Raw genomic sequence first — 19959 nt, 5'->3', positions numbered from 1 at the left:
ATGCAGATTCAGATCATCTGGCCGGAGCTGCATAATGATATTACGTTAGATGAACACCATCAACGTGATAGCCCTGTATGGTTTAGCCCGTCGACAGGCGGCTTTAATGATCAAGCTGTTGAACAAGAAGATCAGGTTATTTTCTGGCTTCAGCAGCAGCAACTGATGTTATGTGTTGAAGCACATGACTATGTTTGCCTTATAGACGGGCAGCCATTTGAAAACGGTACAACTCGCCTGCTACGAGGAGGGATGCTAATACAGATTGGGCATTACCTGCTTCAGGTCATTGCTCCACCTGCAGATGAACTGGCAAATAGCCTATTACCGGCTGAGGGAGATCTTCCTGAGCTAGAGTTACTGATCAACCACGGCGGCCATTACACGCCTTATGGTGATGATGCAAAGCAAGAGAATCATCACGCTGAAGAAATTGATCCTTTAAAATCATTAACGCAAGAATATAAGCATTATCTCTTATGGGGTGAGCAACATCACACGCCGCGAGATGTTGAGAAAAAGAATGTCTATTCAAAGCGCGAGCGTTTAAGTGATAACTTAAATGTGAACGAATGCCTTAAGAATAAGACCGTTTCCGAATGTGTCGTCGAAGCAGAAGTCATGATGGAGCGGGTATTTAGAGAGTTAATGATTGATCACGATGATATTTTTGAAACTGAGCAGGATATTAAGATTGAGCTACTGCGAGAAATTGCACCAGAACATCTTAAGCAGATTGAAAAACGTGTCGTTTCAGAATTACTGTATCGCGAACTTTATAAAATGGGGCTGGATAGCCACTTGTAAAAATAATCAGGAAGAGAAATGAAAATTAATCTGAACACTAATAACGAATTTACCGGCATTGATAGTTTGCCTCAGGCCATTGCTCAGGCTGTCGCTGCTGTCAAATCACAGCCAGCTAGCAGTGATTTACGCATGAGGCTGTTCAAACTTTATTGCTTACAGGCTGATTGGGATCGCGCACTACGCCAGCTTGATATCGTAGAGAAGACCGATGACGATACTCAACGCCAGTGTGAACTTTTTAAAAATCTTATTCTCAGTGAACGTTTGCGTCAGTTAGTGTTAGCAGGACAACGCGAGGCCGGCAATCTGGGGGATGCATTACCTGAATGGTGTGAGCTGCTGAATAAAGCGAATGCCTTTTATCACGAGGGAGAAGCCACGAAGGGTGAGGAGTATCGTCACCGAGCGCTGGAAGCGGCTACCGCCATGTCAGGAAAAAGTGAAGGATTAGAAACATTTGATTGGATTGCCGATGGTGACGACCGCCTGGGCCCAGTGTGTGAGTTCATCTTTGCTGGCGGCTATCGCTGGGTACCGTTCTCTGACATTGAAGTGCTCAACGTTGAGAAGCCTACCAGCCTAACCGATCTGATCTGGGCTCCAGCTACAGTGGTGGTAAAAGGTCAAACGCATAAGGGTTATATCCCTTCGCGCTATCCACTTAACAGTGAAAGTGACGTGAGTTTACTGACTGGCTCTCGCACGGAATGGCAGGAAAGCGAAAGTGACCGTTATATCGGGCAGGGCCGTAAAATGTGGGTAAGCAGTAGTGGTGAATGCTCACTGTTTGAAGCGGGCGAAATTAGCATTTAATATGGCCGTCATCTTATGAAAGAAAAAAAGCCCTTTTTACCCTGTCTGCTTGAGCGTTTACTCGATGACGAGCCAAAAAGAGTGGATGAGCCGTGGGATAAATTTCACTTCGATCAGCGGATGATGAAAACGCTGATTCTGCAAAATATTAGTGAAATTTTAAATAATGCAAATATTGAGCCTCAGCTCGAGCCTGCAAAACATAGTGAAGTTGCACGTTCGGTCATTAACTACGGCGTGTCACCTCAAGTAGGAAGTTATACCAATACGCATAACTGGACGAGACTCGAGTATCTAATACGTGATGCTTTAATTCGTTTTGAACCCCGGCTCATTCCGGAAAGTATTATTGTCAGTCTGAATGGGGAGCGTCGATCTCCCATTAAGCAGGGGATAATCAGTTTCAATATTCATGCACTGGTGGCATGGTCGCCGCATCCCTTTGATTTAAGCTTAGGGGCTCGCTATGAAGTTGAAACGGAAAGCATTAACTTACAGTTGGTCTAAAGTAAGGGGGGTAAATAATGAGATTAGAAACCATAGAAAATATACCTCCTGTTAAATGCAAAAGTGTTATGGAGAAAATAAATTACTTCTTTGATTGGATGGAGGTAGTGCCAAAATATAAGAATATATTTGTTATCGCTAACTCTTCAAAGGTACGTTCTGAACACATTGTTACCGGTTCTCAGGACCTGCTTATTGTATTTAATTATTTTAACCATGAAATAGTGGCGCAACACACTGGAGACACGGTGGTTATTCGTCGTCAGTTCTCTGCACAACCTCTTTTTCATGGTCATCACAGCCCTCTGAATAGAGAAGAAGGTCGCCTTCGATACTTCGCTCTCTCTGATTATTATGATTTTGTGAATGTCGATAATGTAAAATTCCTGGATCCCTTCGACGCTGTTTTCTGTACGGATTTTATCCCCTATGTTTCAGGGGATAAAATGGCCTCCTCAGGATATACCTTACTTTATATTCTCAATCATTATCTTCAGTTACCTATTGCCGGTCCCGATGTCCATATGATTGGCTTTGAATTCGCTGGTTTATCAATGCACGACTGGGAGTACGAAAAACAGCAAGCTGAACATTTTATTTTCAGCAAGAAAAGGATTGAAGAAGAAAAAGAATAAAGCAGGAGTGAGTATTTTCTGACACAGCTACCGTCATTTGCTGACATTATTTTTATAAAAAATACCGTACCTTGTATCACGTAGCAAAAATTACCATCCCGGTGATAACTACAAGCCTATAAATATAAAAAAGAACGATTTACCTCTTGCCCCGGCTCTCCGTCGGGGCTTTTATTATCCACATAGTAATTTTCCAAAAAATGTAGCGCTAATTGACTGGCGGGAAATAACGCTCAGTGAAAATTAACTCATTGTTTTAAAACAATAATTCTGCCGTTCATCTCCATGGTTACTGCCTGTGGCATATCCGTTGTTCTGTGCTCGAAAAGAGGTAATCTCAAACAGTCTTCTGCAAATCAGTAATATATTTGTTGAAAAAATCATTGGCGCAAAGAGCGATTATGAGCGGCAAAGTATAACGTTAGTGTGCAAGCGCTTAGCGAATCAAGTGCTCGGACGTTTAGGAATGCATGGATTTTACCCTCCTCACACAAGGCTACCGCTTAATTGCCATCGGCATTCACAGATACTTTTTCTAAACAGTGAGTTAGCTAATGCAGATAACCCTGGAGTGGCTTTAGTTATGTCCGTTTAATTGCCGATTTTTATCCGAAAAAGTTGCGAAAGGTCTTGGGGTTTATTTTTTTACCCTGGGATTAAAAAGCCCCGTAATTTACGTCGCTATGTAATGGCGAGTCGTACTGACTGGCAACAGGATAAGCAATCTCCTACAGATTCATCTGTATTGAACCGCTATCTTAGCCAGCCTCTGTACGGCGTTACGTTCGTGATTTTTAACCCTATTTTCCAGGACATCTGACGAAAATGAAAAAAGTGATCATCGTTGACGATCATCCTGTGATTCGGTTCGCAGTGAAAATGCTACTGGAGCGTACCGAGATGATTGTGGTTGGTGAGACCGATAACGGCGTGGATGCTGTACAAAAAACACGCGACCTCTCACCTGACTTAGTGCTGCTGGATATTGGCCTACCTAAAATAGATGGGCTGCAAGTTTTGGAGCGTTTGCGCTCCCTTGCGTTGCCGCTCAAGATTCTGGTGTTGACCTCACAGGCTAGTGCGCATTTTGCTCAGCGCTGCCAACAAGCTGGAGCCGATGGTTTTGTAACAAAAACAGATGATCTTAGTGAGCTCACTGACGCTATTCGCGTCGTCATGCGTGGCTACAGCTATTTTCCTCGTTATGACCAGTACTCGCCACTTTTACCAGCAGGTGCTGGCGATGATAATAAACTCTTGGGCGATCTCTCCGATCGTGAGCTCAGTGTGCTGATCCTTATTGCTAAAGGCTTGGGTAATAAGCAGATTGGCGACCAGTTGTTACTCAGTGAAAAGACCATTAGTACCTATAAGCATCGCCTGAAGCAGAAGCTGAATGCGCAGACGCTGATTGAATTGATTGATTTTGCCCGACGTAATGAATTGCTGTAAACGACGGACAAATGCGTACCTTTTGCCTACTCTTCGCCTTCTTGCTCCTCTTGTCCAGCATGCCGCTGGCAGCACATGATTATAAGTTACTCGCGCGTGCCCCCCTTCAGGAGCTGAAGCCGCTTAGTTTTTCAACTACTGAACAGGCCTGGCTATTGCACAAACAGCAGTTGGTGATGGGCATCTTTCGTTACGATCTTCCGCCGTTTGGTATGAGTAATCCGATAGGCGAATACGAAGGATTGAGTGCTGATTATGCCGCCATTGTAGAGCACCAATTGGGTCTGCCATTGCGGGTCGAGATGTTTGAAACCAGAGAGCAGGCATGGAATGCGCTAGCTGAAGGAAAAATTGATTTTCTTCCTTCAGTTAGCCTCTTTTATAGCCATGGTAATTTTGTGCTGACGAAGCCTTATGCCACTGAAAAGCCGATCCTGGCCATTGAGCGGGTAGACGGGCTGCCATTGCCAGACGATCTTGCCGGCGTTAGTGTCGCGATGGTGCGTGATTATTTGCCACTTGAAGAGGTACAAGGTTTCTATCCGAAGGCCAATTTCCGTCTCTACGATAATTTTCAGGATGCGCTTAATGCCGTAAATTTCGGTCAAGCCAGAGCATTTCTTGGGAATCGGTATGCTCTCAATCGTAATTTACTGAGTGATTTGAATATCACCCGTTTTAACTCTATTCCCACCAAAGAAATCAGTTTTGCCCTGAGTCGTCGTAATCCTCAGCTGCTGGCTTTAATGAACAAAGCGCTTGATAGCGTCTCGGAATATGAATCTCTTGAGCTGCTGCGACAGTGGCGCCCTGATTTAAGCAGCTTTGATTACTGGAACCAGCCGCTGCAGTTTACTCCCGCTGAGCGAGCATGGATGAAAGCGCACCCTATCGTCAAAGTTGCGCTTTACAGCGGCAATATGACAGCCCCGATCTCATTTATTGATGGCAACGGTATTTTACGTGGCATGGTCGGCGATTTGCTTACGGTCGTGGGCGTTCAAACCGGCATGCGTTTTAGTTTCGAAGCCGTCGATACCACCAGTGAAATGATGAAACTGGTCAATACCTCAGCTGTCGATATGATCACCACGCTTTCAAGTAGCGTTGAGCGGGATAAGCAAATTTTGCTCACCCGCCCTTATTTGCGTACTCCTTATGCGCTGGTCGTCCGTGGCGATCGAAATGACATTCGCGCCTTGCCAGATTTACGCGGTAAAACGCTGGCTATTCTCGAAGGGTCGGCGGTAGAGGATATGCTGCGTAAGCGTTATCCAGAAATCAACATTCTGGAGCTCGAGAACGGACAGGAGATGCTGCAAAGTGTTCTGGACGGAAAAGCGGATGCTGCGACTAATGTTCTTTCAATGGCAGAGTACCAGATCAAAACGACTTACGGCTCAAAGCTAAAAATCGTTGGCACGCTTCACGATCATCCTGTGTGGCTGGCTTTTGCTATTGGCCGGGCGGACCCGGAGCTACGCGATGTGCTTAACAAGGTTCTGCTGTCCATTCCTCCCGTTGAACTGGAAAATATGGCCAACCGCTGGCGCCCCAGCGATCTGGTGGTTGTGGACACCACATGGACACGCTTTCGCCCTGTGATTTTTACCTGTGCCATTGGGGGCGGCATCATGATGATTTTGCTGGCGAGCTGGGCTTACTATTTACGCCTTGTGATACGCCGCAAAGCGGCGCTCCGTCGCCAGTTGAATGATCAGCTGGGGCAACTGGAGAGCCTCGTGACCAGCATGCCTTTTCCGGTGTCGTTACGCGATCGGGAAGGACGCCTGACCTACTGTAATGAGCGCTATCTGATTGAAACCGGCGTGGCCTATGAAGAAGCGCTGGGAAAAACCATCAAAGAACATCCGGGCTTACGTACGACTGAACAAGCCGCCTTTTATCATCATCAAATGATGGAGGTGATTGCGAGTAATAAGCCGATATTCGAAGATCGCCGTTACGACTTGTGGGATAACCCGAATAGCTCCATTGGCATCACTGTTTATCAGTGGATCCAGCCCTATCACAATAGTAAGGGTGAGGTGATCGGTATTATCGGAGGATGGCTTGATATCTCTGAACGTGAGGCTCTGTTCGCAGAACTTCGCGAAGCTAAACAGCGAGCAGAAGATTCAAATCGCGCCAAGTCCGTGTTTCTCTCTACCATGAGCCATGAAATCCGCACGCCGATGAACGCGATTATTGGCATGCTGGATATGGCGCTCAAAAAGGGTCGCCGTGACGAACATGATTTACAGGCGTTAGAGGTTGCATATGAATCGGCCGAAAGTCTGGTGGGTTTGATTGGTGATATTCTCGATCTGTCGCGTATTGAAGGCGGACATCTGGAATATCATCCGGAACCCGTGCATCTGGGAAAATTGATAGACAATTTGATGAAGGTATTTCAGGGGCTGGCTCTGGATAAAAATATCAGCCTTACCAAGCATTTCCCCTCAGAACCCCTTATCCGCGTAATGGTGGATCCGCTGCGTATTAAGCAAGTACTGTCCAATCTATTAAGCAATGCGATTAAATTTACTGATTTAGGTGGCGTGACGCTAACGCTCCACCAGACACATGATGAAGCTACCGATATGGTGCACTATCGCATCGAGGTTCAGGATAGCGGAATTGGCATTGATCCGGTCCAGCAATTAAATCTATTCCGTCCGTTCAGTCAGGCTGAAAATCGTCGTTCCGGGACTGGGCTTGGGCTCTATATCAGTCGCAGTATTTGTGAAAATATGGGGGGAACCCTTACGCTCAGTTCTGATAAAGGGGCGGGGACCTGCGCCAGTGCGACCATGACGCTGCCACGCGTGCGTGAAGAAAACAGCACTATTGAAGAAGAAGTTGAGTGTGAGCAGGAAAAGAAACTGCCGGCGATGCGAATATTGGTGGTTGATGATAATGCTGCAAATCGGTTGTTACTGGCTCGTCAATTAAGCTGGTTAGGCCAGGAGGCAGAGGTCGCGGAAGACGGTTATCAAGCGCTGGACCTATGGCAAAAGCAGACTTTCGATATCATCATCACCGATTGCAACATGCCTAATCTGAACGGTTATCAACTTACGCGAATTTTGCGTGAATCAGAAGAGGAACTAAACCGGAAACGTGCGTGGATTATTGGTTTTACTGCCAGTGCCATGCATGAAGTGATGCAGCGCTGTCTGGAAGCGGGTATGGACAGTTGTTTGTTTAAACCCTGCTCAATTACCAGCCTGACGCGCGCACTACATCTGCATCAGTCGGGGGATGAACTTCCGCCGTTGATACAGGAATCCAAAGAGGTTGAAATGCAAAAAGCAGATCGAGAAATGGAAGCGACCATGATTGAATTGATGGTCACCACGCTGCAGGAAGATCTCACTAAGATGAAGCGGTTGAGGCTGCCGAAAGATAAGTTCAAAATAGCTGACCTGGCGCACCGCATTACCGGTAGTGTGCGAATTGCTCGACAAAACGCCCTGGCGGAGGCGTGTTTGCAACTTGAAGCTGATTGTCGTAATGAATCTTTAAATAGTGAAATGCTGGATTCAATGCTCAGGGACTTGATAATTCGCCTCGAACATTATTTGACTCGTTTACACAGTGCGAAGAAATTGGCAGATGTTTCAGAGGAACATCTTTAAAATAGCTTTTTTAATAATGCCAGCATCTTTAACCATTTCTGAGTAAGAATGTTGGCGTCATTATGCGGAAGATTAAAAGCCATTGCGTCGGGCAAAATCAATAAGCTCGCTGAAATTACTGGTTTTCATCTTATGCATTATATTGCGTTTGTAGGTACTGATAGTTTTATTACTCAGTTCCATCTCTTCAGCAATCATTTTATTTGATTTTCCGGCACCTAATTGACGCAGTATTTGTAGCTCACGTCGCGTCAGTCCATTCAGTAAACGCTTATCCGCACGTCTGCGATCGCTGTTATCTGGTTGTAGCGAGGAGAGGGGCAATGAAACCAATTTTCCTTTCGCCAATCCATCCAGCGCTTCGTTCAGCGCTTCTGCGCAGTACTTTTTACTCAGACATCCCTGGAGTGCAACGCTTGCACCGCGCAGGAGATAGGCTGCACTTTCCGAAGCGGTGTAAACCAAACAGCGTAGATAGTCTTCTCGCTCACCCGGTTGGCGCAGGTTATCCAGCACGGTTGCAGGCAGCGTGACCGGGTCGATCAACAATAAATCAGCTTCGCCTGAACACGCGGCGGCAAGCAATTGATCTGCGTCGGAGGTAGCCGTTACCACCACATCTCCCCGATCGGTGATCAATCGTTTGAGTCCATCACGCATCAGTGGGTGACCATCATAAATGATTATTTTCATCGGTGAGACCTCCTTGTAATATTAAAAAATGAAGTGCGATTTTAATAAGTCGTGGCATCGACAAGCCCCTCGGATAGTGGTGTTAATAACGACTTAATCTGTTCTACTGAAATGGGTTTGGTGAGACAGGCATTCATGCCTGCGGCCAGGCAGGCTTGCTCAGCATCTTGCAGGCTCATGGCTGTCAGTCCAAATATGGCTAAAGGTAAGCGTGTGCTTTCACTCTCCCGCTGGCGAATCGCCTGAGTTAGCGTGAAACCATCCATTTCTGGCATTGTACAATCGGTGATAACCGCCTTTATTTTTTGACGATGCTGCTGCCACAGCGCTAGCCCATCACGGCCATTGCTGGCGGCCAGCACGCTATATCCCAACTTATTCAACTGCTGCCTTAGAAGCATGCAGGCGGGAGGGTAGTCATCCACAATCAAGATCAGGCCTGGCTTAGCCGGCAATACCAACGGTTGAGAGGAGGTTAGGCTGACTGAAGCAGCACAAAATTGTAATGAGACGAGTGTCCCACCTTGATCATTACGATCGATACTGAGCGTTGCACCTGCGCTCTGCGCCAGAAGCTGACAGTCGGCAAGACTAAAGCCCGACTCAGCCCACGCTGCTACCTGCTCGGAAGTGGCCGGTGAGTGGGTGAGGGTGAAATGTTCGGGCTGACCGTTTCCCTGATCTCCCACTTCCAGCACCATACAAACTCGCCCCTCAACCGGTTCTGTCAGCTGACACAGCAACACTTTTATTTCGCCCTGTGTTGTATGTTTGATGGCATTACGCAGCAGACTGGAGAGCATACGTATTACCAGCAATGGATCGCACTCAACCAGCGGCGTGCTGGTTTCAACATCGGTACTGATTTTCAGACCCTTTTCTTCGGCTTGCTGGCGATAAAGTGCAACCGTGCTGTTAACCAGCGAGGGCAGGTTGACAACACGCGGGGCAGGTTCGAAATCATCATTTTCGGCGCGGAAAATATCGAATACATCACTGGTTAGCATTTGTAGCGAACAGGCCGACTCATAAGCAGCCTGCAGATTTTCATTATGCTGGCCTTTATCCTGATATCTTGTCAGCTCTACTTCCAACAAACCCAACAGTGAATTTAGCGGTGTTCGTACCTCGTGGCCCATACTCTTCATAAATACACCGTGAGATTTGACGATTTTCACATTCTCTTCGCGCGCGGATTGCAACTGTTCAATCAAGGTTTGCCGGCCGTGCAAATTCCTGACTAGTTCGCGCAGTCTTTGGCGCAGATAACCGATCCATAGCGCTGCCGCCAGCGCTGTCAGCAGCACCGCGCTAAAAATGATTTGCAATAAGCCAAACGAGGGAGACCAGTTTGAATCGTCATTTAACGGTCGTGATACGTTGCGCCAGCGCTGTGCCATCTCAAGAAAAGTGATTGGCGGGGTTTGCTGCAGCGCAAGATCGAGAATAGAAAGAACCATAGAATCACTGTCTGCAACGGCAAAGCTGGCATTTAGCGCTCTGATTGGCAGTACCAGTGAAAAGCGCTCGCCATGCTGGCGGTAGCGATAATAGTGTGCGGTAAATTGATTGGTAATGACGCCCCTTACCTTGCCCTCTTCTAGCCAGGCCATTGCCTGTGCTGTGCTATCGCTCAATTCTAATTGCAGCAGTGGAAACCAGGTCTCAAGCCAGGGGCGCAAAGGACTGTAATGCGGCAATGCAATATGTTCACCACTCAGGTCGTGCAATGAACTGGGGCGCATAATATCCGTTTTCATCAACAATACAGCGGGTGTCATTAACCATGGCGTACTGTGTTGCGGTGATAATGTCGCCGTATCCTGGTAATCGGGAAGGGTAAGCTCACCGGCAATAATGGCTTCAGGATGGCGCTTTATTAGCCTGGTCTTTTCACGATCGCTATGTACGATTTTGTAGTCAAACTTCAGGCCGTAGTGCTCAGTAAAAAACCGTAATATACCGATGGCCAAACCATCGGGTTGCCCATGAGCATTCACGTAGCTAAAGGGGGCACGGCGTGAATCGACGATGACGATCATTTTTGGATGGGATTGCAGCCAATCTTGCATGGGTTTCGTTAGCCCAAGCTGGCTGGGAATAGGTGATGGGATATCGCCCAGTCCCCAGCCCTGTGCAATACGTAAGCGGCTAGCGGCCGGTAAGTGCTGCAAAACTTCATTAATTGCAGCCAATAGTTCGGGTGAAGCCTTATTCACGCCAAAGCTAAAATTAGTGTCACTCTGCAGAGGATGGGGCACTAGCCAAATATGATCGGCCTGCTGATTTCGGGTCAGAATATGGGCTGGAGCAGGATTAATCAGCAAGCTGCTGGTTTGGCCGGGAAGGACATCGTTAGCAACGTGATGATCATTTTTAAAGGGGAATGGCGAACTCACGGGCAAATCCTGAGGCACAACGGCGACGTTATCAAGCTTTGCCAGAATATCCTCTTTTAACGTTTGTGAGTTCAACTCATTATTAGCAGCGGTTATTAGAACATTGTAATCGTATAACCATGGCAATGATGATCTCACATCCTGCCAATTATTAATTGCCGGATTCCACACTGCCAGCAGAGTAATTGCCCCTTTACTTAATGCCGCCAACGCCTGCTCTTTGTCTTCATAGTACTGCAGACGAAAATGGACTTTCAGCGCATTTTCCAGGACCTGCAGATAATCCGCATCTATTCCAGTCAGTACGCCACGTTCGATACCAAAACTGAGCGGAGGAGGCGACATTCCCCACACGCCGACATTAATTACCGGATGTATTTTCAGCCAGGTGCTCACCTTGGGAGAAAATTTCACTATAGGGGGATCGACTTTCATGCGAGGTAATAGCTGCAGCGTTTGAGGAGTTGCAATGAGCATAAAAGGAAGAAACAGTAGCAACAAAGAGATTATCGGTGCAATGAATTTCATGTTTAGGATGCAGGCATTACTTTTTAAGCGAATTTGTATTTATTATTTTGCCTATTATTGATGAATAAACCTCCAAGGTTAGTCTTGTTTACATTATCTGCTGAAAAGTGTAAGTCATTACTTACAAATGCATAAGCATAGGATGAGCACGGATTATCAGGGTTATCGGTATCATCTGAACGCATTACAGAAGCTGATGTGTGTGAAACCAATGAAATACTCCATTATACCCACCAAGATTTCTGTCATTCTCTTGGATGATCATCCGATGATACGTTATTCGTTCGAATATATGGCATGTCAGCATCCAGATATCGTTGTGCTGGGCTGTTTCAGCAGCAGCAGCGAATTAATGAATTCACTTTTGGTTGAAAAGCCAGATGTTCTGGTGCTTGACTATATTTTGAATGAAGGCGAATTGGATGGCCTTTCTCTGATCCGTAAGATTCTTGCCCATTACCCGGATATGCGCATTCTGATGGCTTCTTCTGTGGAAACACTGGCGCTTATCCGTGCGGCTTTTCAGCTTGGTGTAAGGGGGTACATTAACAAGCGAGAGGAGAGTGCCAATTTTTTCGAAGCGATACGAACGCTTGCTGCAAATAAGCTCTACATTCCCACTGATCTTGACGTAGAATTATCACAACTGTCGGGTTGTAAACGGCGCGCCGCTGGGCTAACAAACGACGATAAGCCCTCGCTACCGATGCGTGAGCGTCTGAATTTACTCCTGACCCCACGCGAAGCTGAGGTTATTTACTGTTTTCTGAACGGCATGACCGTGCTGGAAATTGCAAAAAAATTAAAGCGAAGCCGCAAAACCATCAGCGGCCATAAGCAGGCTGGCATGAAGAAATTGGGTATCAATTCAGATCCCGAGCTTTTTAAAATTCACGACGAGTTATTTAAATGACTCCTGAGTTTCACTGAAAGTTACTATAATTCACCGCCATGTTTTTAAGGTGCTCCGCGAGTTTTTTGTTGGATTAATTAATTCAAAAAAATAACGCTCTCACTTCACAGCAAGCTTTCGGCTTCTGCACGAATATCAGCGAGGCCATTAGCGTTTCCTTCCGCTATCATGAGCGGCGGATCATTTTCGCAGTGCTGATTTTTGCTATCACACGCGGCAAAATGCGCTGCGTGAAATTGCCATTACTCTTGGCTTTTATCCTGTAGAATTTGGCCGATAAGTTTTTGGTCTTCTAAGGGTTACTCATGGTATCTACGCACATTGGATTCCCACCAGAGACAGTGATTGTTTTTCTCGCACTGTCCGTTGGGGCTATTTTTATCGACCTGTTCATGCATCGTAACGACAAGCCCATTACGCTGAAGAGCGCGGCATTATGGTCTGTATTTTGGGTGATTGTCGCCATGACCTTCGCCGCTTTCCTCTATCTTCATCACGGTGCCGAAGTTGCCAGCCTGTTTATAACCGGCTACGCGCTGGAGAAAGTGCTATCGGTCGATAATCTGTTCGTGATGATGGCGATTTTCTCCTGGTTCGCCATACCGGATCGCTATCGTCATCGCGTGCTCTATTGGGGCGTTATTGGTGCGATTGTTTTTCGTGGCATCTTTGTTGCGATTGGTACCGGATTGCTAAGCCTTGGCCCCTACGTCGAGCTTGTGTTTGCAGTGATTGTTGCCTGGACGGCGGTGATGATGCTAAAAAGCGGCGGCGACAGTGATGAGATCGAGGATTACTCACAGCATTTGGCCTACCGCCTGGTTAAGCGCTTCTTTCCCATCTGGCCTAAAATGCACGGCAACGCTTTTCTGCTTCATCAAAAAACAATCGATGCTGAGTTGCAAAAGCCAGAAAACCACGACGTGGTGATTGGACGCGGGAAGAAAGCGGCACTGTATGCCACGCCGTTAATGCTGTGTGTGGCGGTAGTTGAGCTCTCTGATGTGATGTTCGCCTTCGATTCCGTTCCTGCCATCATCGCGGTAAGTCGCGAACCGCTGATCGTCTACAGCGCCATGATGTTCGCCATTCTTGGCTTGCGCACCCTCTACTTTGTGCTCGAAGCCTTGAAGCAGTATCTGGTTCATCTTGAAAAAGCCGTTATCGTGCTGCTGTTTTTCATTGCGGTGAAACTGGGGCTCAACGCCAGCGATCATCTCTGGCATCACGGTTATAGTCTCTCTGCCAACGCCAGTCTGTTTGTCGTACTGGGCGTGCTTGCGGTGGGTATTGTGCTTAGCGTCATGTTCCCGGCTAAACCCGAGGAAAAAGAAGGTCACTGAAACTCTTCTGACGACGCCTGCGTCGCTAAGGATCAAGCCGCAGCATGCGCAGTTTTTCCAATGGCATACGGCGTTTTTTCCACGTTGGGTGGAAATGGCGCCAGTGTGGATCTTGTGCAGCGGCCAATAATTCAAAATCACCGCGTGTGTCGCCCCAGGCGCGCAGGTGATAGTTATGCAGCGGGCCATAAACATGCTCCAGCCGCTTGACCTTTTGTCCACAGCGGCAGTTATGGCCGGTTATCTTTCCGGTAAGAATGCCGTCAACGACCTCTAATTGGGTACCGATAAGATTGATGCCCAAACGTTCTGCGAAAGGGGCGAGCACCATCGCCGGTGAGGCTGAGCAGATGGTCACTTCCGCGCTGGCATTAACCTCCGCAGCAACCGCCAGCAATCCAGCTGGGCGCATCAATTTATGCCAGTTTGCTTCGCAGAAACGTTGTGCCTGCTGGAGTAGCCACTGCTCCTCAACCCCGGTTAAAAATGTCTTAATCAACACTTCTTTTAATTCGTCACGCGTGAGCTTTTTTCGCATACAGCGCAGGGTTGGCAGCATCAGTTTCGTCAATTTACGTGCAAATACGCGCTTGCCAAAACTGAAGCGTAGAAAGGGGATGAAGCTATCGTGGATGGTCAACGTGCCGTCAAAATCGAACACGGACAGGATCTGATTTGCACGCGGCAGGGGGGAATCCATGGACATAATTTTCTCGTTTCGTCGCAGGCTGTACTCGATGCAGCGATGATAACAAATGGCTGACAGATATTCTCATGCACCAACGTGGCTACCGGTGAAGGTAGCCACGCTCAACGCTTACTCGCGAGTTTTTCCCTCTTCGATAAACTCTTCGTCAATCTCTTCGGAATTCTCACGGTTATCGCGACCGGAAAGCAGATTCCAGCAGGCAATGAACAGCGCGGCAATCAGCGGACCAATCACAAAGCCGTTAATGCCGTAAACTTCCATGCCACCTAGCGTGGAGATCAGGATGAGGTAGTCAGGCATTTTGGTGTCTTTGCCTACCAGTAGCGGACGCAGAATGTTATCCACCAGGCCAACGACCACCACGAAGAAGCCAATCAGGAACAGCGCTTTCCATATCGCGCTGGTGGCGAAAAAGAAGATGGTCGCCGGTACCCAAACAATCGCCGAACCCACCGCCGGGATCAGCGACAGAAACGCCATCAAGGTTCCCCACAACAAACTGCCATCAATGCCGGTGATCCAGAAGGCGATGCCGCCAAGCACCCCTTGCACGACCGCAACGACCACCGTGCCTTTTACCGTGGCACGCGATACTGCCGCGAATTTCATCATCAGGTGATGTTTCACGTAGGTAGAGAGCGGCAGCGCTTCCAGCATTAAATTCACCAGCCAGGCGCCGTCTTTCAGCAGGAAAAACAGCAGATAAAGCATCACGCCGAAACCAACGGTAAAGGTAAATGTGCCTTTACCAATAAGGAATACGCTGCCCGCCATGTATTGACCGCCTTTCAGCGCAAAACCTGAGAGCTTCTGCTGAATTTCCTGCGCATTGTTCAGATTGTTTTCGGCGAGATAGTTGCGCGCCCAGGAGGGCAGATGCTGCAGCAGATCGGCAAACACCGCCGGGAATTGCGCGGAGTTATTTTGCAGCTTGGTGTAAACCGTATTGACCTCTACCACCATCGATGAAGTGATTAGCGCCAACGGTGTAAACACAATCAGGCAGATAATCAGCAGCGTCGCGAACGAGGCTAAACCATTACGATCGCCCATTTTGTTTCGTAACAGTGTCTTCAACGGATGGAAAATGACCGCCAGAATTGCGGCCCAGAAAATGGCAGAGAAATAGGGTGTTAGCACATCAAAAAAGGCGAAAGTGACAATCGCCAAAATTACGATAAAGAAGCCTAAATTAAGTCCTTTAATACGCATTACATAGTCTCGTTAGTAGATATGGCGACTGAACTATAGAACGCCTGACGCGGAATGTAATGTTTTTAGGAAAGATGGTTCGCTTGAACGTCAAAGCGACGTGCCTGAGCACGTCGCTTCAGCGCTCAATCAGGCAACGATGTGCAATCCCAACACGGCAAAAATATTGGCCAGCACACCGACGATAATGGCAGCAATCGGGCCTGCCGCTAACTTCATCACCGGACGTCCGCTGATTTCATTGAGAATATAGAGACTGACCACCACAAACATGCCGGTTCCAGCCCAAATCTGATTACCGGCATTTACGCCGCCTACCAGCAGAGCGATCTCCAGAATCTGCGTCATAGACGTGCGGATGTTATCGCCGGACATCTTTAACGCCGGGAAGCGGTTCATGGCACGCCCGATTCGGCTCAGGCTTTTTACTTCAATGCCCATCGCACTGGCACCGAGAATACCGGCCACCAGCGGATTAGGCGCCAGATAGCCGAGGCCAAGGAACCAGTCGCACCAGCCATTGGTGCCATAGACGCCGCTGATCATCGCGGTGGTAATGATTAACGGCATAAAGGCAAGTGCCTGGACGATAGCGACAATCGCTGCCGAAGTCATGCTGCCTTTGCCCACGAGTGCGGCGGCAATCGGTTCGCCTGCCAGCCAGTGATAGTGCGCGGTGATGGCGATCAGCGCTGCCATCGGCATCAGATAGAAGATGTTTTTGCGGATACGTTTGATGTTGTCATCAAACATGCTGTGCTCAATCTCTTCGCTGCGAGATTTATCACGAGAGGCAAAGAAAAGCAGGCAGATCATGCCGACCAGCATCGCAATGCCTTCCGGACTCAGTGATATTTCGTTGCCGGCCACGGTCAGCGGATTGATGCGTTCAATCACCACGCGGCCTAAGAACGAGAAGATGATGGTAATCAGGCCGGCTTTTTTACCAAACTGATAACCAACGGCAATAGCCGGGAATGCTACGAAGGCATAGATAATCGGATCGCCCACCGCCGCTAGCGCGTCCAGGAAATTCACCGGCAAATAGGCAAAGCCTTTGATAATACCGTCCAGCGCTACGGTCACTAATGCGCCATAAATCGTGCCGAGCAGCACCGCCAGCTTGGTGTTGTTGAACGAGACGCCGATGATATCGGCGGTTAATAACACGATATGGATAACAATCACCCCGGTGGCCAGCGTGATGGGCATGGCGAAACCGGTAATGAAGCCGATGCTGATCGCAAACGAGATTCCCGCCAACTCTTTGCGGCTCATATTGCCATTGATAAACTCCGGCATAATCGGACGCAGACCGTCGTGATACACCGCGATTGAGCGATTCGCGAGAAAAGTGGCATAGCCTCCCATCATCGCAAAGAGGAGGATTTTTATAAGATTGATGGATTCCATGGTGTCACCCTGTAAAAAGCTGCGTGGTGCTTTAGCTGGAACTGACGTCATCGCGACGCCGGCCCCTGTTTTTATGCGTTTAGTAGTGCCGCAACGAACGCTTTCACGGCGTTTTCGGCGCGATCGTTGGTAAAACCAAAGGCTTTGGTACCACTCGCCAGCAGCTGCGCAACTTTCTCTTCGCTGGGCTGTGTGAGGGCATTGGCGATGGTGGCGCATTTATCGCGGCCAAGCAGCGCATACGCCATGGCCAACGCGCCACCTGCACCGCTCTGACAAGCACCGAGGTAGTAGTCATAGCTACCGATTTTCACCTTCATCGCTGCATCCATGTCGGTGAAGATATGGGCGGTGAACTTGTCCTTTCCGAACTTCTCCAGACACTCTTTGATTTCGTTTTTGTTTAACTGTCCGCCAATGGCAATGTTGATCATGGTTGTCACCTGGTTTGATTAAGCTGATAGAAGTCTGGTGGCATTAAGCGCCGCCAGAAACGCGCGGCCGTTTTGCGGTGCGCGAGCATGGAAAAATTCACACACGGTGGCACCGACATCAGACAAGGTGCTGCGTATACCGAGCGCGCAAGCCTGCTGGCCTGGGCGATAAACTAAAAGCGGGACTTGCTCGCGAGTATGTTTGCTGTGGCCGACGGTGGGATCGTTGCCGTGGTCGGCCATCACCACCAGGCAGTCGCTGCTATCCATCTGCATGATCAGGCTGGTAAGGGCGTTGTCGACCAGTGTCAGCCGTTCCGCATAGCGCGCCGCATCCTCGGCGTGCCCTGCAAGATCGGTTTCCTGAATGTTGGTGCAGATAAAAGCAGCCTCTGGGCGCTGCATTTCTTCAGCGGTGATATCCAGAATGGTTTGTGAATCGACCAGACGCTGATAGTTGCGACCGTGCGGGTTCTCAACGATGTCCGCCACCTTGCCCACCAACACGGTGGGGATGCCTTGCTGATGTAATTGCTGTGGCACTTGGGTACTGGCATCCACACCGTAACCGAGATGCACCACCTGGAAACCGTGCTGGTAAACCCCCGCCTTCGGGCTGTTGATACCAATGTAGGTATCTTGCTTAGTTTCAATGGCTGCGAGGATCTGCGCGCTGCTCTCCAGCAATCCGCCGTAGGCAATAACGCGACCCACTTCGACGTGTGCCCGAACAATGCGGCCAATGCTTTCTACGTCGCTAAAAGATATTGCGGATAGATTTGCGCAAATATTAAACACCTGACCTAAATCAGCTTCGAGGTTGTCGCCAATCGCGACAGCATCATTAACCCAAAGCAGAGATAAGCCGCTGACGCGCTGCTGCTCAACCTGATATCCCGCGTGGATTAACGCTGCTTTCACATTGTCGATGACGCTGGAGAAAGGCATGCGCACCGGCGGCAAGGGGAGCGTGCCCATGATCTCCTGATGACCCATGAAAGTGTCGCCGCCTTCATGCTGCAACTGCGCCACACCGAACGCTGCCGCGGGATTGGCACACATAACGCTATCGTTGAAGTCAGGCGCAGCCATATGCAGCGCGTTAATCAGCCCCAGTTTTTCCAGCGCCGGCAGACGCAGCGCGGGGAAAGTTTGCAGAATGTGGCCGCAGGTATTTGCGCCGATATCTTGTGGACGTACTTTGGCGACATCTTCCATGGCACCCACGCCAAAACTGTCGATAACCAGCACCAAAAATTTATTCATTTGTCGCCTCTTGCAGTGCGTTGCCAAGGCTGTCGAACAAGCCGAGCAGCCGGGGGTTGCCGTGGCTAATTCCCCCGATTAACGCTACGTCGCTGCGTGTCACAAATATCTGGGTGCGGAAGCACATCACGACGGCGCTGCCAATTGGCCAATGACCGGCCAGCGGTAAGGTGTAATCAATGCTGTCACTGTCAATCGCTTTCACTGCGCAGTGCTGCCAACCTTGATGCCATACCGCAGCGCGCTGCATATGACTGCGACGATAGTGGCCGCCGCCGTAGCAATAGCTGCTCTCCTGGTGGTTATGCGAGATTTCGGAGAGATAGAGCATGGCGATTTTCTCCGCGCCGTCGCCGTGCTGATTGGCCGGCAGCGTGCCGGTAAGCGCATGGCCCGGTTCGGCATGCGTTACGCCGTGAGCGGCAAGCAGCGGCAACGTCGATACGCTACTGGCGGATGGCGCGTTGACATGCTGCACGGCAATGCCGTGTTGCTGTAGCAGCGTTTTGGCGGTCAGTAAGGTTTGCAGATTGGGAGTGGGGCGCGTTTGTTGCGCCGCATCGCAGAATGCCATGCAGGGGAAATGGGTAACGCCGATGATAGTGATCCCCTCAATCGCCTGCAGGTGCGTCAACACGGCTGGCAATTCGGCTAGCGTAAAACCGGCTTCCTGATTGGGATAAACCACATCACCCTGATCGACCACTTTTAGGAGCAGCGGCTGGATATGATTATGGCGACGTGCGGCGGCGGCAATGCTCTCTGCCTTCTCGAGGCTGTAAACAGTGATGACCTCTGGGCGTTGTGCCACGGCATAATCAATCAGCTGTTCTGGCAACTGCACCAGATGACCCACATGGGCTACCGGTAAACCGTGCTGCCACAGTCGCTGGGCCTCCTTGAAATCCACGGCGACAATGCCGTGAAAGCCCTGTTGTAAAATCAGCTTGCACAACAGTGGATTACGTCCAAACTGCTTGCTCATCAGATAGAGTTTAAGACCATAGTATGCAGCGGTAGCGTGCAACAATCTGGCGTTTTCCAGCACCTGATCGACATCAATCACATAACTGTCGGGGCGGATTTCGCCGCGCTGCCAAAAACGTAGCGCGGCTTCCATCAGGGCTGGATTTTGTTTTTCCAGCGCATTAAGGAACATCAATAACGTCCTTTATTTTCATTTTTTTGAAT

General features: G+C 48.9%; 16 protein-coding genes. 8 read left to right on the top strand and 8 right to left on the bottom strand.

The genetic code is table 11. The annotated features are described in order from the left end of the window. The 6 genes from AAGR08_RS13535 (at position 1) to AAGR08_RS13510 (ending at position 7858) form a co-directional block, all read left to right on the top strand. Entirely contained in the window at positions 1-807 is an 807-nt protein-coding gene (locus AAGR08_RS13535) for a TagK domain-containing protein (RefSeq protein ID WP_345827108.1), read from the top strand. A gap of 18 nt (positions 808-825) precedes the next feature. After that, the gene (locus tag AAGR08_RS13530; protein ID WP_345827107.1) at positions 826-1623 is read left to right on the top strand and encodes a type VI secretion system accessory protein TagJ; all 798 of its coding nucleotides are present in this window, start codon (positions 826-828) and stop codon (positions 1621-1623) included. Between the two features lie 15 nt (positions 1624-1638). Beyond that, positions 1639-2130 carry a GPW/gp25 family protein gene (locus AAGR08_RS13525; RefSeq protein WP_097094625.1) on the top strand — a complete coding sequence of 164 codons (492 nt, stop codon included), beginning with the start codon at positions 1639-1641 and terminating at the stop codon, positions 2128-2130. 17 nt (positions 2131-2147) lie between these two features. Next, positions 2148-2765, top strand: a complete 618-nt coding sequence (locus AAGR08_RS13520; RefSeq protein WP_345827106.1) for a hypothetical protein — start codon at positions 2148-2150, stop codon at positions 2763-2765. An 825-nt stretch (positions 2766-3590) separates the two neighbouring features. Then, positions 3591-4217 (top strand): response regulator transcription factor, encoded by a 627-nt coding sequence (locus tag AAGR08_RS13515; protein ID WP_097094623.1) that lies wholly within the window; start codon positions 3591-3593, stop codon positions 4215-4217. 11 nt (positions 4218-4228) lie between these two features. Then, the gene (locus AAGR08_RS13510) at positions 4229-7858 is read left to right on the top strand and encodes a transporter substrate-binding domain-containing protein (protein WP_345827105.1); all 3630 of its coding nucleotides are present in this window, start codon (positions 4229-4231) and stop codon (positions 7856-7858) included. Positions 7859-7930: 72 nt separating this feature from the next. On the opposite strand, the gene AAGR08_RS13505 is transcribed toward AAGR08_RS13510, so the two are convergent. Together AAGR08_RS13505 and AAGR08_RS13500 are read right to left on the bottom strand one after the other, a co-directional pair. After that, positions 7931-8551, bottom strand: a complete 621-nt coding sequence (locus AAGR08_RS13505; protein ID WP_097094621.1) for a response regulator transcription factor — start codon at positions 8549-8551, stop codon at positions 7931-7933. A gap of 41 nt (positions 8552-8592) precedes the next feature. Then, a complete protein-coding gene (locus tag AAGR08_RS13500; protein WP_345827104.1) occupies positions 8593-11478 on the bottom strand; it encodes a transporter substrate-binding domain-containing protein in 2886 nt (961 codons plus the stop codon). A 142-nt stretch (positions 11479-11620) separates the two neighbouring features. On the opposite strand from AAGR08_RS13500, the gene AAGR08_RS13495 reads away from it, so the two are divergent. Both AAGR08_RS13495 and AAGR08_RS13490 read left to right on the top strand, forming a co-directional pair. Beyond that, the gene (locus tag AAGR08_RS13495; protein ID WP_320204457.1) at positions 11621-12391 is read left to right on the top strand and encodes a response regulator transcription factor; all 771 of its coding nucleotides are present in this window, start codon (positions 11621-11623) and stop codon (positions 12389-12391) included. 305 nt (positions 12392-12696) lie between these two features. Next, positions 12697-13734: a TerC/Alx family metal homeostasis membrane protein gene (locus tag AAGR08_RS13490; protein WP_097094619.1), complete on the top strand. Its 1038-nt coding sequence runs from the start codon at positions 12697-12699 to the stop codon at positions 13732-13734. A 25-nt stretch (positions 13735-13759) separates the two neighbouring features. Here the strand turns inward: AAGR08_RS13490 and AAGR08_RS13485 are convergent, their stop codons facing one another. From AAGR08_RS13485 to AAGR08_RS13460, 6 genes are all read right to left on the bottom strand, one after another. Next, on the bottom strand, positions 13760-14440 hold the full coding sequence (locus tag AAGR08_RS13485; protein WP_345827103.1) for an HAD family hydrolase: 681 nt from the start codon (positions 14438-14440) through the stop codon (positions 13760-13762). Positions 14441-14551: 111 nt separating this feature from the next. Further along, positions 14552-15655 (bottom strand): AI-2E family transporter, encoded by a 1104-nt coding sequence (locus AAGR08_RS13480; RefSeq protein ID WP_097094617.1) that lies wholly within the window; start codon positions 15653-15655, stop codon positions 14552-14554. Between the two features lie 129 nt (positions 15656-15784). Next, entirely contained in the window at positions 15785-17119 is a 1335-nt protein-coding gene (locus AAGR08_RS13475) for a YhfT family protein (RefSeq protein ID WP_320204456.1), read from the bottom strand. Positions 17120-17139: 20 nt separating this feature from the next. Then, a complete protein-coding gene (locus tag AAGR08_RS13470) occupies positions 17140-17502 on the bottom strand; it encodes a DUF2620 domain-containing protein (RefSeq protein ID WP_345827102.1) in 363 nt (120 codons plus the stop codon). 18 nt (positions 17503-17520) lie between these two features. Continuing rightward, a complete protein-coding gene (locus AAGR08_RS13465) occupies positions 17521-18768 on the bottom strand; it encodes a phosphopentomutase (RefSeq protein WP_345827101.1) in 1248 nt (415 codons plus the stop codon). Beyond that, positions 18761-19927, bottom strand: coding sequence for a YhfX family PLP-dependent enzyme (locus AAGR08_RS13460; protein WP_345827100.1), 1167 nt, complete (start codon positions 19925-19927; stop codon positions 18761-18763). The genes AAGR08_RS13465 and AAGR08_RS13460 overlap by 8 nt, the downstream gene beginning before the upstream one ends. Between the last annotated feature and the right edge of the window lie 32 nt (positions 19928-19959).

Origin of the sequence: Pantoea sp. BRR-3P, from assembly GCF_039621635.1 — a bacterium.
GTDB classification, from domain to species: Bacteria; Pseudomonadota; Gammaproteobacteria; order Enterobacterales; family Enterobacteriaceae; genus Pantoea; species Pantoea floridensis.
This window is presented reverse-complemented; position numbering and strand designations above follow the sequence as displayed.